At 62.9% G+C, this 12,496-nt stretch carries 9 protein-coding genes and 1 pseudogene; 1 reads left to right on the forward strand and 9 read right to left on the reverse strand.

Annotated features, from left to right (window positions below; translation table 11 throughout):
• Nucleotides 1–35: 35 nt before the first annotated feature.
• The 7 genes from fdhA to ACF8GF_RS02505 form a co-directional block, all read right to left on the reverse strand.
• The gene (gene fdhA, locus ACF8GF_RS02475) at nucleotides 36–1,235 is read right to left on the reverse strand and encodes a formaldehyde dehydrogenase, glutathione-independent (RefSeq protein ID WP_011953256.1); all 1,200 of its coding nucleotides are present in this window, start codon (nucleotides 1,233–1,235) and stop codon (nucleotides 36–38) included.
• Nucleotides 1,236–1,536: 301 nt separating this feature from the next.
• Nucleotides 1,537–2,394, reverse strand: a complete 858-nt coding sequence (gene purU / locus ACF8GF_RS02480) for a formyltetrahydrofolate deformylase (protein ID WP_016714526.1) — start codon at nucleotides 2,392–2,394, stop codon at nucleotides 1,537–1,539.
• A gap of 12 nt (nucleotides 2,395–2,406) precedes the next feature.
• Nucleotides 2,407–3,039 (reverse strand): sarcosine oxidase subunit gamma, encoded by a 633-nt coding sequence (locus ACF8GF_RS02485; protein WP_014589391.1) that lies wholly within the window; start codon nucleotides 3,037–3,039, stop codon nucleotides 2,407–2,409.
• A 170-nt stretch (nucleotides 3,040–3,209) separates the two neighbouring features.
• Nucleotides 3,210–6,224: a sarcosine oxidase subunit alpha gene (locus tag ACF8GF_RS02490; RefSeq protein WP_021782656.1), complete on the reverse strand. Its 3,015-nt coding sequence runs from the start codon at nucleotides 6,222–6,224 to the stop codon at nucleotides 3,210–3,212.
• Nucleotides 6,221–6,556 (reverse strand): sarcosine oxidase subunit delta, encoded by a 336-nt coding sequence (locus ACF8GF_RS02495; RefSeq protein ID WP_003255679.1) that lies wholly within the window; start codon nucleotides 6,554–6,556, stop codon nucleotides 6,221–6,223. Before ACF8GF_RS02495 ends, ACF8GF_RS02490 begins: the two co-directional genes overlap by 4 nt.
• Before the next feature lie 14 nt (nucleotides 6,557–6,570).
• The gene (locus ACF8GF_RS02500) at nucleotides 6,571–7,821 is read right to left on the reverse strand and encodes a sarcosine oxidase subunit beta family protein (RefSeq protein WP_003255680.1); all 1,251 of its coding nucleotides are present in this window, start codon (nucleotides 7,819–7,821) and stop codon (nucleotides 6,571–6,573) included.
• A 15-nt stretch (nucleotides 7,822–7,836) separates the two neighbouring features.
• Nucleotides 7,837–9,090 carry a serine hydroxymethyltransferase gene (locus ACF8GF_RS02505; protein ID WP_021782655.1) on the reverse strand — a complete coding sequence of 418 codons (1,254 nt, stop codon included), beginning with the start codon at nucleotides 9,088–9,090 and terminating at the stop codon, nucleotides 7,837–7,839.
• Nucleotides 9,091–9,363: 273 nt separating this feature from the next.
• Here ACF8GF_RS02505 and ACF8GF_RS02510 point away from each other — a divergent pair, with 273 nt between their 5' ends.
• A complete protein-coding gene (locus ACF8GF_RS02510) occupies nucleotides 9,364–10,404 on the forward strand; it encodes a low specificity L-threonine aldolase (protein WP_176683563.1) in 1,041 nt (346 codons plus the stop codon).
• Nucleotides 10,405–10,438: 34 nt separating this feature from the next.
• Here ACF8GF_RS02510 and ACF8GF_RS02515 read toward each other — a convergent pair whose 3' ends face one another.
• Entirely contained in the window at nucleotides 10,439–11,176 is a 738-nt protein-coding gene (locus ACF8GF_RS02515; RefSeq protein WP_370588310.1) for a methyl-accepting chemotaxis protein, read from the reverse strand.
• A 126-nt stretch (nucleotides 11,177–11,302) separates the two neighbouring features.
• A pseudogene (gene mcpH / locus ACF8GF_RS02520) lies at nucleotides 11,303–12,376 on the reverse strand (methyl-accepting chemotaxis protein McpH); the annotation flags it as partial.
• Nucleotides 12,377–12,496: the final 120 nt, after the last annotated feature.

Genomic DNA, 12,496 nt, shown 5'->3' on the forward strand with positions numbered 1-12,496 from the left:
ACGCCCCTCTCAGCGAGGGGCATCATGGGCTGCGATCAAGCCGCGCCCCACATCTTGTGCGGGTCGATCACAAACTTCTTAGGCACACCCGCATCAAACTCGCCATACCCTTCCGGCGCCTGATCCAGGTTGATCACCTGCACCCCCACCACTTCAGCAATGTTGATGCGATCCCACATGATCGCCTGCATCAGCTGGCGGTTGTATTTCATGGTCGGGGTCTGGCCGGTGTGGAAGCTGTGCGATTTCGCCCAGCCCAGGCCGAAGCGGATGCTCAGCGCGCCGATCTTGGCTGCAGCATCCACCGCGCCTGGGTCTTCGGTCACGTACAGGCCCGGGATACCGATGTTGCCGGCCACGCGGGTCACTTGCATCAGCGAGTTCAGCACGGTGGCCGGGGCCTCGTGCTTGGCACCTTCGTGGCCATGGCCACGGGCCTCGAAGCCGACCGCGTCGACGGCGCAGTCCACTTCCGGCTCGCCGAGGATGTCGACGATCTGCTCGTGCAGCGGAGTGTCCTTGGACAGGTCGACCACTTCGAAGCCTTGCGACTTGGCATGGGCCAGACGGGCCGGGTTCAGATCACCGACGATCACGCAGGCGGCGCCCAGCAGGCGCGCCGAGGCAGCGGCGGCCAGACCGACCGGGCCGGCACCGGCAACGTAGACAGTGCTGCCTGGACCAACGCCAGCAGTCACGGCACCGTGATAGCCGGTGGGCAGGATATCGGACAGGCAGGTCAGGTCACGGATCTTTTCCATGGCCTTGTCACGCTCGGGCAGCTTCAGCAGGTTGAAGTCAGCGTACGGCACCAGCACGTATTCGGCCTGGCCGCCGGTCCAGTCGCCCATGTCGACGTAGCCGTAGGCACCGCCGGCGCGGGCCGGGTTTACAGTGAGGCAGACACCGGTGTGCATCTCTTTGCAGGAGCGGCAGCGACCGCAGGCGACGTTGAACGGGACCGATACCAGATCGCCGATCTGCATGCGCTCGACGTCGCGGCCCTTCTCGACGATTTCACCGGTGATTTCGTGGCCCAGGACCAGGCCGACCTGGGCAGTGGTGCGGCCACGGACCATGTGCTGGTCAGAACCGCAGATGTTGGTGGAGACCACCTTCAGGATGACGCCGTGTTCGATTTTCTTGCCGCGCGGGTCCTGCATTTTCGGGTAGTCGATGTGTTGCACTTCGACCTTGCCGGCGCCGAGATATACCACTCCACGATTGCCAGACATTGCTTGTACCTCGCTTGATTATTATTTATGCAGCGTTGGTTGAAGCGCCGCCATCCGTGGGCGGCATGTACTACTGGAATGCAGGGAATTGTGGGCCGGATGGGGCCGGACGCACTGACTGGAAGCGACAGGGAGATGCCTTTTAGCGGCAGGGTTGTCGTTGGGGAATATGGGCAGACAGAGGGGCGGCCGGCGCGGGCCTCTTCGCGGCTAAAGCCGCTCCTACGGGGACCGCACCAACCCGAGGGCTGTGCTGTACCTGTAGGAGCGGCTTTAGCCGCGAAGAGGCCGGTACCGGTTATTACAGAACGACAGTCCGGTTGGCGTTGAGGAACACCCGCCGCTCGATGTGATAACCCACAGCCCGCGCCAGGGTCAGGCATTCAATATCCCGCCCTTTGGCAATCAGGTCTTCGGGATAGTGACTGTGATCCACCACCTCGACGCCCTGGGCAATGATCGGCCCTTCGTCCAGGTCGTTGTTGATGTAGTGCGCCGTGGCACCAACCATTTTCACGCCCTTGTTGTACGCCTGGTGATAAGGCTTGGCGCCTTTGAAACCCGGCAACAGCGAGTGGTGAATATTGATCGCCCAGCCATCCAGACGGCGGCACAGCTCAGGCGACAGTACCTGCATATAGCGCGCGAGGATCACCAGCTCGGCGCCGGTTTCCTCGATCACCTGCAGCACCTTGCGTTCTTGCCCAGGCTTGTCCTTGGGGTCGAGGGCGAAGTGGTAGTAAGGGATCTTGTGCCACTGCGCCAGCGGTTCGAGATCAGGGTGGTTGGACACCACCGCGACCACATCCATGCCCAGTTGGCCAATACGCTGGCGATACAGCAGGTCATTCAGGCAATGGTCGGCCTTGGACACCATGATCACCACCTTGGGGCGGTGGTTGGGTGCGGTCAGCTCGAAAGCCATGCCGAACGCTTCGCTGCGCTCGGCGAGGCCGGCCCGGAAGCCCGCCTCGTCGAAATCGTCCGGCTGACGGAACTCGACGCGAATGAAGAAGCGTCCCGACTGCCGGTCATCGAAGGAGTGGTGCTCCGTCACGTAGCAGCGCTGCTCGAAGAGGTAACGCGTCACCACGTCGACGGTACCGAGCATGCTCGGGCAGTCGGCGGTGAGAATCCAGGTATCCGGTGCCCGACTCATGTTCTGGTCTCCTTAAGCTTCGATGCTCAAGCCGTATTCGGCAGAAGCGTCCTGCAGCCACAGCCACCAGTAGTCGGCAAAGCTGCGGCGAATCACCAGCTCCCAGGTGTCTTCTGCAGTGCGGCGGATCACCAGTTGCGACTTGGCGAACACGGTGCCCACAGCCTTGCCCACCGGGAAGTTGTTCGGGTGAACATCATAGCTGGTGGACTTCATCAGCACGTCGCGCACGTTCGGGCCGCGCAGTTCCAGCAGGCTTTGCCCGCCACTGACATTGACGACCTGAATGTGCTGGCCTTCAAGGGCCGCGCGCAGCTTTTGCTCGACTGCCAGCTCCTGGCCGCCGGGTACGATCAGCAACCACTCGTCGGGGCCGACCCATTGCAGCGACATATCCTTGTTGGCGACCACGGTCAGCGCCACTGGCAGCTCCAGGCCAAGGGCCTTGTGCACGCCGGCGGCGAATTCCGGGTTGTGGCCATCACCGCGCAGGGTGAGGTGGCCGAGGAACTTGCGTTCACGCAGGGTCACGCCTGCGTTCTTGCGGCCTTTGCCTACCAGGCTGGCCAGGTCGGCATGGTGCAGTGGCGACTGGGCTTTGGCCTCGGCGCCGGGGTTTTGCTGGAAGACGTTGATAGCGCTCATTTCTTACCTGCCTTGAATTCTGGATTCGACCACGATGCCTGCGGGAGACGGCCATCCTGTGGGAGCGGGCATGCCCGCGAATGCGATGTTGAATTCACCGCCCTCTTCGCGGGCACGCCCGCTCCCACAGAGAGCTCATTCCACGCCTGGCACCGGTTGGACCGGGGGCCTTAGACGTTCTGCCGCTCACCCTTCGGATCGAAGAACACCGAAGACACGATTTCCGCCTCGATCACGCTGCCATCTGCCTGCGGCGAGTAGACACGCTCGCCCATGCGCTTGAGGCCGCCTTTGACCACACCCATGGCGAACGAGTAGCCCAGGGAGTTGGACGCGTAGCTGGAGGTGACGTGGCCGACCATGTCCATCGGGATTGGCTGTTTCGGGTCGAACACCAGTTGGGCGCCTTCCGGCAGCCACTTGGTCGGGTCGACCGGTTTCAGGCCCACCAGCTGCTTGCGGTTCTCACGCACGCAGTCTTCGCGGTTCATGCCACGCAGGCCGATCCACGAGAACGGCTTGTTGCGGCCAACGCACCAGCTCATGTTCAGGTCGTCCGGGTTCATCGAACCATCGGTGTCCTGGCCAACGATGATGAAGCCCTTCTCTGCACGCAGTACGTGCATGGTCTCGGTGCCGTACGGGGTCAGGTTGTACTTCTTGCCAGCTTCGATGATCTGTTCCAGCACGCCCATCGCGTAGTTGGCCTGCACGTTCACTTCGTACGACAGCTCGCCGGTGAACGAGATACGGAACACGCGGGCCGGCACGCCACCGACGTTGCCTTCCTTCCAGGTCATGAACGGGAAGGCTTCCTTGTCCATGTCGATGTCGGTCAGCTCGCTCAGCAGCTTGCGGCTGTTAGGGCCGGACAGGGTCATGGTGGCCCAGTGGTCGGTGACCGAAGTGAAGTACACCTTCAGCTCTGGCCATTCGGTCTGGTGATACAGCTCCATCCACTGCAGCACGCGGGCAGCGCCGCCGGTGGTGGTGGTCATGATGAAGTGGTTGTCGCCGACGCAAGCGGTTACGCCGTCGTCGAAGACCATGCCGTCTTCCTTGCACATCAGGCCGTAGCGGGCCTTGCCCACGTCGAGCTTGGTCCAGGCGTTGGTGTAGATGCGGTTGAGGAATTCGCGCGCGTCCGGGCCCTGGATGTCGATCTTGCCCAGGGTCGAGGCGTCCAGCAGGCCCACGCTGTCGCGCACGGCCTTGCATTCGCGAGTCACGGCAGCATGGATGTCTTCACCGGCTTTCGGGAAGTACCACGGGCGCTTCCACTGGCCGACGTCTTCGAACTCGGCGCCGTTCTTCACGTGCCAGGCATGCAGGGCAGTGAAGCGCACGGGCTCGAACAGGTGACCACAGTGACGGCCCGCTACCGCGCCGAACGTCACCGGCGTGTAGTTGGGGCGGAACATGGTGGTACCCATTTCCGGGATGGTGATGCCGATCGAACGGGCGGCGATGGCCAGGCCGTTGATGTTGCCCAGTTTGCCCTGGTCGGTACCGAAGCCCAGCGCGGTGTAGCGCTTGACGTGCTCGACCGACTCGAAGCCTTCACGGGTGGCCAGCTCGATACCGGCTGCGGTCACGTCGTTCTGCTGGTCGACGAACTGCTTCGGCCCCTTGGTGCCTTTGTCGTGCGGCACCAGGAACAGTGCCACAGTGGCCTCTTCCTTGCGCGCCACGGTTTTTGGCAGGGTGCCGACAGTGGCCTTGAAACCGGCCTCGGTGGCTGCGCGGACGCCGCCCTCAAAGCCATCGGCAATCACATCGCCCAAGGCATATACGCCGTTGATACCACCGACGCACTCACGCTTCTGCGGCGCATCGCCCGGCACGAAGCCAAGGATGTCGTCACGCCATACCGGGCGACCGCCCAGGTGCGAAGCCAGGTGCACGATAGGGCTGTAACCACCCGAGGACGCGATCAGGTCGCACTCGAGGACTTCGCCTGGGCTGGTGACTTTGTGCGCCTGCACATCGATGGCCGCCACGCGGGCACCGGTAACGTGCTTGCTGCCTTTGGCCTCGACCACGGCGCTGGAGGTGAGGATGCGAATGCCTTTGGCACGCGCTTCTTCAACCAGCGAGCCACGTGGGTTGTGGCGGGCGTCGGCGATGGCGACCACTTGCAGGCCTGCGTCGTGCCAGTCCAGCGCGGCGCGATAGGCGTGGTCGTTGTTGGTCGACAGTACCAGCTTGCGACCCGGCGCCACGCCATAGCGGCGAACATAGGTGGAAACAGCACCGGCCAGCATGTTGCCCGGCACGTCGTTGTTGCCATACACCAGCGGGCGCTCGTGGGCGCCGGCAGCCAGTACCACGCGCTTGGCGCGGACGCGGTGCACGCGGTGGCGAACCTGGCCGATCGGGGCGCGATCGCCGAGGTGGTCGGTGAGGCGCTCGTGAATGGTCAGGAAGTTATGGTCGTGGTAGCCGTTGACCGTGGCACGTGGCAGCAGGGTTACTTCCGGCAGGCTTTCCAGCTCTTTGACCACGGCGTTGACCCAGTCGGCGGCAGGCTTGCCGTCGAGGGTTTCGCGGGTGTCGAGCAGGCTGCCACCGAACTCTTCCTGCTCGTCAGCCAGGATCACACGGGCACCGCTGCGCGCAGCGGCCAGTGCAGCAGCCAGGCCAGCAGGGCCGGCGCCGACGATCAGCACATCGCAGTGCCGGTTCATGTAGTCGTAGCTGTCAGGGTCGTTCTGCAGCGGCGCACGGCCCAGGCCGGCGGCTTTACGGATGTACTTCTCGTAAGTCATCCAGAACGATTTGGGGTACATGAAGGTTTTGTAGTAGAAACCCGGCGGCATCATGCTGCCGCCAACCTTGCCGAGGATGCCCATGACGTCGTTGTTGACGTTCGGCCAGCCGTTGGTGCTGGTGGCGACAAGACCCGCGTACAGCGCCTGTTGGGTAGCGCGCACGTTGGGGATCTGGGTAGCTTCGCTGGAGCCGATCTGCAGGATGGCATTCGGCTCTTCGGTACCGGCAGCGATGATGCCGCGCGGGCGCGAATACTTGAAGCTACGGCCGACGATGTCGACGCCGTTGGCCAGCAACGCGGCGGCCAGGCTGTCACCGGCATAACCCTGGTAGGTCTTGCCGTTGAAGGTGAAGTTCAGGACCTTGCTGCGGTCGATACGGCCGCCGCTGGCGAGGCGATAGGTCTGGCTCATACTTTTTCCCCTTGGCCTTTGACGGTCGACGTGGCGCTGGCGGCTTTGCCGTTGGCGGTCACTTGCGGCTTCTCGCCAATCTTGTAGGTTTCCAGAATTTCGTAGGTCACGGTGTCACGGGTGACGTTGAAGTACTGGCGGCAGCCGGCAACGTGGTCCCACAGTTCATGGTGAATACCGCGTGGGTTGTCACGGTAGAACATGTAGGTACCCCACTCCTCGTCGGAGCAGGCGTTAGGGTCCAGCGGGCGGGCGATGTGCGCCTGGCCAGAGGCGTGGAACTCTTCTTCGGAGCGCAGCTCGCCGCAGTGGGGACAGAAAATATGCAACATGACGGTGTCTCCGGTTAGTGGGCGACGGCGGCGGCGCCGTGTTCGTCGATCAATGCGCCGTTGTAGAAACGGTCCATGGAGAACGGCGCGGCCAGTGGGTGCATTTCGCCCTTGGCCAGGCTCGCGGCGAAGACGTTGCCCGAACCGGGGGTCGCCTTGAAGCCGCCAGTACCCCAACCGCAGTTGAAGAACATGTTCTTGACCGGGGTTTTGGTGATGATCGGGCAAGCGTCCGGCGAGGTGTCTACGATGCCGCCCCACTGGCGGTTCATGCGAACACGCGACAGGTTGGGGAACATCTCGACGATAGCCTGCAGGGTGTGCTCGATCACCGGGTACGAACCGCGCTGGCCGTAGCCGACCCAGCCGTCGATACCGGCACCGATCACCAGGTCGCCTTTGTCGGACTGGCTGATGTAGCCGTGTACGGCGTTGGACATGATCACGCTGTCGATGATCGGCTTGATCGGCTCGGATACCAGTGCTTGCAGCGGGTGCGATTCCAGCGGCAAGCGGAAGCCGGCCAGCTTGGCCATGTGCCCCGAGTTACCGGCGGTGACCACGCCGACGCGCTTGGCGCCGATGAAGCCTTTGTTGGTTTCCACACCGATGACCGCGCCGTTTTCCTTGCGGAAGCCGATCACTTCGGTTTGCTGGATCAGGTCGACGCCCAGGGCGTCGGCAGCGCGGGCGAAGCCCCAGGCCACGGCATCGTGACGGGCAACGCCGCCACGGCGCTGTACGGTGGCGCCGAGGATCGGGTAGCGGGTGTTCTTCGAGCAGTCCAGGTACGGGATTTCGGCCGCAACCTGGGCAGTGTTCAGCAGCTCGCCATCCACGCCGTTGAGGCGGTTGGCGCTGACCCGACGCTCGGAGTCACGCATGTCCTGCAGGGTGTGGCACAGGTTGTAAACACCGCGCTGGGAGAACATCACGTTGTAGTTGAGGTCCTGGGACAGGCCCTCCCACAGCTTCATGGCGTGCTCGTACAGGTGCGCCGACTCGTCCCACAGGTAGTTGGAACGCACGATGGTGGTGTTACGGGCGGTGTTGCCGCCGCCCAGGTAGCCCTTCTCGATCACGGCAACGTTGGTGATGCCGTGCTCTTTGGCCAGGTAGTAGGCCGTGGCCAGGCCATGGCCGCCACCGCCGACGATGACTACGTCGTAAACCTTTTTAGGGGTTGGCGTGCGCCACATCCGCTGCCAGTTTTCGTGGTGGCTGAGGGAGTGCTTGAAAAGGCCGAAGCCCGAGTAACGTTGCATGGTGTGTGACTCCACTCAGCGGTAGACAGGGAAATCTGCGCACAGGGCCGCGACGTTCTTCGCCACATCGGCTTCGACGTCTGCGTCACCGAGGTTGTCGAGGATGTCGCAAATCCAGCCAGCCAATGCCACACACTGAGCGACCTTGAAGCCGCGGGTGGTGACGGCCGGGGTGCCGATACGCAGGCCCGAAGTGACGAACGGCGACTGCGGGTCGTTCGGCACGGCGTTCTTGTTGACGGTGATATGCGCACGACCCAGGGCGGCGTCGGCGTCTTTGCCAGTCAGGCCCTGACGGATCAGGCTGACCAGGAACAGGTGGTTGTCGGTACCACCGGAAACCACATCGTAGCCACGGTCGATGAACACCTTGGCCATGGCCTGGGCGTTTTCGATCACTTGCTGCTGGTAGGCCTTGAATTCAGGCTCCAGCGCTTCCTTGAAGCACACCGCCTTGGCAGCGATCACGTGCATCAGCGGGCCACCCTGGGCGCCCGGGAATACAGCGGCGTTCAGCTTTTTCTCGATCTCTTCGTTCGACTTGGCCAGAATCAGGCCGCCACGCGGACCGCGCAGGGTCTTGTGGGTGGTGGTGGTGACCACATCGGCGAACGGGATCGGGTTCGGGTACAGACCAGCGGCAACCAGGCCGGCAACGTGGGCCATGTCGACGAACAGCAGTGCGCCCACTTTGTCGGCGATGGCGCGGAAGCGTGGGAAGTCGAGGGTCTTGGAGTAGGCCGAGAAACCGGCAACGATCATTTTCGGCTTGTGCTCGACCGCCAGGCGCTCGACTTCATCATAGTCGATCAGGCCGGTGTTGGTGTCGATACCGTACTGGACAGCGTTGTACAGCTTGCCCGAGGACGACACTTTGGCGCCGTGGGTCAGGTGGCCACCGTGGGCCAGGCTCATGCCCAGGATGGTGTCACCGGCTTGCAGCAGGGCCAGGTAGACCGCGCCGTTGGCCGACGAGCCGGAGTGCGGCTGGACGTTTGCGTAGTCGGCACCGAACAGCTGCTTGGCGCGCTCAATGGCCAGGGCTTCTACCTTGTCTACGTGCTCGCAGCCACCGTAGTAACGCTTGCCCGGGTAGCCTTCGGCGTACTTGTTGGTCAGGCCGCTGCCTTGGGCCTGCATGACGCGCTTGCTGGTGTAGTTCTCCGAGGCGATCAGCTCGATGTGATCTTCCTGGCGCTGTTCTTCGGCATTCATCGCCGCCAGCAGTGCATCGTCGTAACCCTGGATCTGGTCTTGCTTGCTGAACATTGTGTATCTCCCGGCAGCGATCGTTTTTTGTCGTGGGGCACTGTGGCCCTTTGTGGCGATGTTATGACTGGCGGGGTCGGGTCAGATGCCTGCGCACGCCTTGCAATGGCGCGTTTACGACATTCTCTTTGTGCCGCCCATGCGGGCCCCTTCGCGGGCGCGCCCGCGAAGAGGCCGGCACAGTAATGAACAGAAATCGCTGCACGGGTTGTATAGGCAAGTGCTGAATCGATGGTTTAGAGTGCTGTTCTGCGTCGTTCACAGGACCGTGCCATGACAGACAAGAGCCAACAATTCGCCAGCGACAACTATTCCGGTATCTGCCCCGAAGCCTGGGCGGCGATGGAAAAAGCCAACCGCGGCCACGACCGCGCCTACGGCGACGACCAGTGGACCGAGCGTGCATCGGAGTACTTCCGCAATCTGTTCGAAACCGACTGCGAAGTGTTCTTCGCCTTCAACGGCACCGCGGCCAACTCCCTGGCCCTGGCGTCTCTGTGCCAGAGCTACCACAGCGTGATCTGCTCCGAGACCGCCCACGTCGAAACCGACGAATGCGGTGCACCGGAGTTTTTCTCCAACGGCTCCAAGCTGCTGACGGCGGCCAGCGTCAACGGCAAGCTGACGCCACAGTCGATCCGCGAAGTGGCGCTCAAACGCCAGGATATCCACTACCCCAAGCCGCGCGTGGTGACCATTACCCAGGCTACCGAAGTAGGCACGGTGTACCGCCCCGACGAGCTGAAGGCGATCAGCGCCACCTGCAAGGAGCTGGGCCTGAACCTGCACATGGACGGCGCACGCTTTACCAATGCCTGCGCATTCCTGGGCTGCAGCCCGGCCGAACTGACCTGGAAGGCCGGCGTGGATGTGCTGTGCTTTGGCGGCACCAAGAACGGCATGGCGGTAGGCGAGGCAATTCTGTTCTTCAACCGCCAACTGGCCGAAGACTTCGATTATCGCTGCAAGCAGGCAGGGCAACTGGCGTCGAAAATGCGCTTCTTGTCGGCGCCCTGGGTCGGGCTGCTGGAAGATGGCGCCTGGTTACGCCATGGCAACCACGCCAATCATTGCGCGCAGCTGCTGGCATCGTTGGTCAGTGACCTGCCGGGAGTAGAGCTGATGTTCCCGGTTGAGGCCAACGGGGTGTTCCTGCAGATGCCGGAGCACGCCATCGAGGCGCTGCGGGGCAAGGGCTGGCGCTTCTATACCTTTATCGGCAACGGTGGCGCGCGCTTCATGTGCTCGTGGGATACCGAAGAAGCGCGGGTGCGTGAGCTGGCCGCGGATATCCGCACGATCATTGGTGGCTGAGCAAGTGCCGGGGCCGTCTTGCGGCCCCGGCGATCTAGAGCCTGAACCCACCCATCTGCCGCGCCAGGTCATCAGCCAACCCACGCAACGCCTGGCACTCCTCGCGGCACCCTTGCACCTCAGCCGCCGTCTCACGCGCCAAATCGGAAATCCCCTGCACTGTCCGGTTGATTTCCTCGGTCACCGCCGACTGCTCCTCGGTAGCCGTGGCCACCTGATGGTTCATGTCACTGATGTGCTCTACCTGGTCGGTAATCGCGCTCAGCGATGCCCCGGTGCGCTGGCTCGACTCCACACCACTGCCGGTTGCCTGCTGCCCTGCCTGCATTGAACTCACCGCCGAACCTGCACCCAACTTCAGCCGCTGGATCATCTGCTGCACTTCATCGGTGGACAGTTGTGTGCGCCTGGCCAGCGTACGAACTTCATCGGCCACCACAGCGAACCCGCGCCCCATCTCCCCTGCCCGCGCGGCCTCGATCGCAGCGTTCAGCGCGAGCAGGTTGGTCTGCTCGGAAATGCTGCGGATTACCGCGAGCACTTCATCGACCGAGGCGACTTCGTCGGCCAGTTGGCTGACCGCATCGGCCGCTTTGCCGATGTCGCCCGACATCCCCTCGATGCCACGAATGGATCGTTGCACCACCTCGCGGGCCTGCAACGCCTCGTCTCGTGCCGACTGCGACGCCTGGGCCGCATCGCCGGCATTGCGGGCAATGTCCTGCACGGTCAGGCCCATCTCGTGTACAGCAGTGGCGACCATTTCGGTCATCTCTTGCTGGCGCCCGGAGCGCTCGGCGGTGTTGTCCACCACCTGGGTTACCTGCTCCACGGCCCGCCGCAGCCGCTCGGAGGTACTCAGCACCTCGCCGATCAGGCTGCGCTGGCTGTCCAGGAAGCGGTTGAAACCACGGGCCAGGTCACCCAGTTCATCCTGGCGCGAATCGTCCAGGCGGTGGCTGAGATCACCCGCTCCACCGCCAATCTGAACCAATGCGGCGGTAACGCGGCGGATCGGCCGCACCAGGCCTCGCGCCAGCAGTACCACCAACAGCAGTGACACCAACGCTACGGCGCCACCGATCAGGCTGGTCAGCCAGACGGCCTGATGCATTTGCGCGTAAATTTCCGACTCTGGCACTTCAGCCACAAGGGTCCAGTTGAGGTCGCGCAGCGGCAGGCCCAGCGCCAGGTAGCGCTCACCGTCACGGCTGAAGCGGCTGCTACGCAGGCTCCCGCCTCCGGTCATGACGCCTTTGGCTGCGTCCGCGCCAAGCTGCTCGGCAAGCTGACGCTTGCCACTGAAGGCAGCATCGGGATGCACCTGGATCAAACCATCGTTGCGTACCAGAAACACTTTGCCGTGCTCGCCAAAGCTGAAGTCGTGGATCAGCTTCGATAACTCGGTCATGCGCAGGCCCATGCCGGCCACACCCACCAGCTTGCCTTCCTTTTCCACACGATAATCGATGAACAGTGCCAGCTCGCCGGTGGCACCATCGATGTCTATGTTGATGAACCGCTCGGCGCCGCTGTCGATATAACCGTAAAACCACTTGTCCTTGGGGTTGCTGCGGCTGAGGGTACGGTCCAGGCCGTTCTCGTTGTAGTAGTGGCCGGTTTCGGTCGAGGCGAACAGCGCAGTGAAGGCCTGATTGCGCTGCTTGGCGGCGGCCAGGTATTCGATGAATTGGGGTGCCTGCGCGGGATCTTCACCGGCAGCAAGCCAGTCGCGCAGCAGGGTGTTACCGGCAACGTCCGCTGCAGCGACCAGCGGCTGGCCCAGCATGCGCTCGATGTCGTTGCGGATGGCTTCGATGCTGGCAGGCAGGGCAGTGTCGACCAGGTAGCGGTCGGTGAGGCGGTTGAGCGCCACGGTGAAGATAATGACTACAACCAAGATGCTCGCCAGCAAGGCAGCGCCCATGCTGGTGATCAATTGCCACTGAATGCTCTTACGCCAGATACGCATGCCCCTACTCCCCGCACATTATTGTTCTGCGGAAAGTGTATACACTTGCGTATCCAGTTAATCCAGTGATCTGAAGCAATCAGATGCACCCTGTAGGAGCGGGTTCAGCCGCGAATGCGG

The sequence above is a fragment of the Pseudomonas sp. yb_5 genome (assembly GCF_043103865.1).
Taxonomy (GTDB): Bacteria; Pseudomonadota; Gammaproteobacteria; order Pseudomonadales; family Pseudomonadaceae; genus Aquipseudomonas; species Aquipseudomonas putida_Y.

Excerpts from the sequence above, each read along its gene's own strand:
- fdhA (WP_011953256.1), bottom strand. The coding sequence starts at position 1,235 with ATGTCTGGCAATCGTGGAGTGGTATATCTCGGCGCCGGCAAGGTCGAA.
- purU (WP_016714526.1), bottom strand. The coding sequence starts at position 2,394 with ATGAGTCGGGCACCGGATACCTGGATTCTCACCGCCGACTGCCCGAGC.
- ACF8GF_RS02485 (WP_014589391.1), bottom strand. The coding sequence starts at position 3,039 with ATGAGCGCTATCAACGTCTTCCAGCAAAACCCCGGCGCCGAGGCCAAA.
- ACF8GF_RS02490 (WP_021782656.1), bottom strand. The coding sequence starts at position 6,224 with ATGAGCCAGACCTATCGCCTCGCCAGCGGCGGCCGTATCGACCGCAGC.
- ACF8GF_RS02495 (WP_003255679.1), bottom strand. The coding sequence starts at position 6,556 with ATGTTGCATATTTTCTGTCCCCACTGCGGCGAGCTGCGCTCCGAAGAA.
- ACF8GF_RS02500 (WP_003255680.1), bottom strand. The coding sequence starts at position 7,821 with ATGCAACGTTACTCGGGCTTCGGCCTTTTCAAGCACTCCCTCAGCCAC.
- ACF8GF_RS02505 (WP_021782655.1), bottom strand. The coding sequence starts at position 9,090 with ATGTTCAGCAAGCAAGACCAGATCCAGGGTTACGACGATGCACTGCTG.
- ACF8GF_RS02510 (WP_176683563.1), top strand. The coding sequence starts at position 9,364 with ATGACAGACAAGAGCCAACAATTCGCCAGCGACAACTATTCCGGTATC.
- ACF8GF_RS02515 (WP_370588310.1), bottom strand. The coding sequence starts at position 11,176 with ATGACCGAAATGGTCGCCACTGCTGTACACGAGATGGGCCTGACCGTG.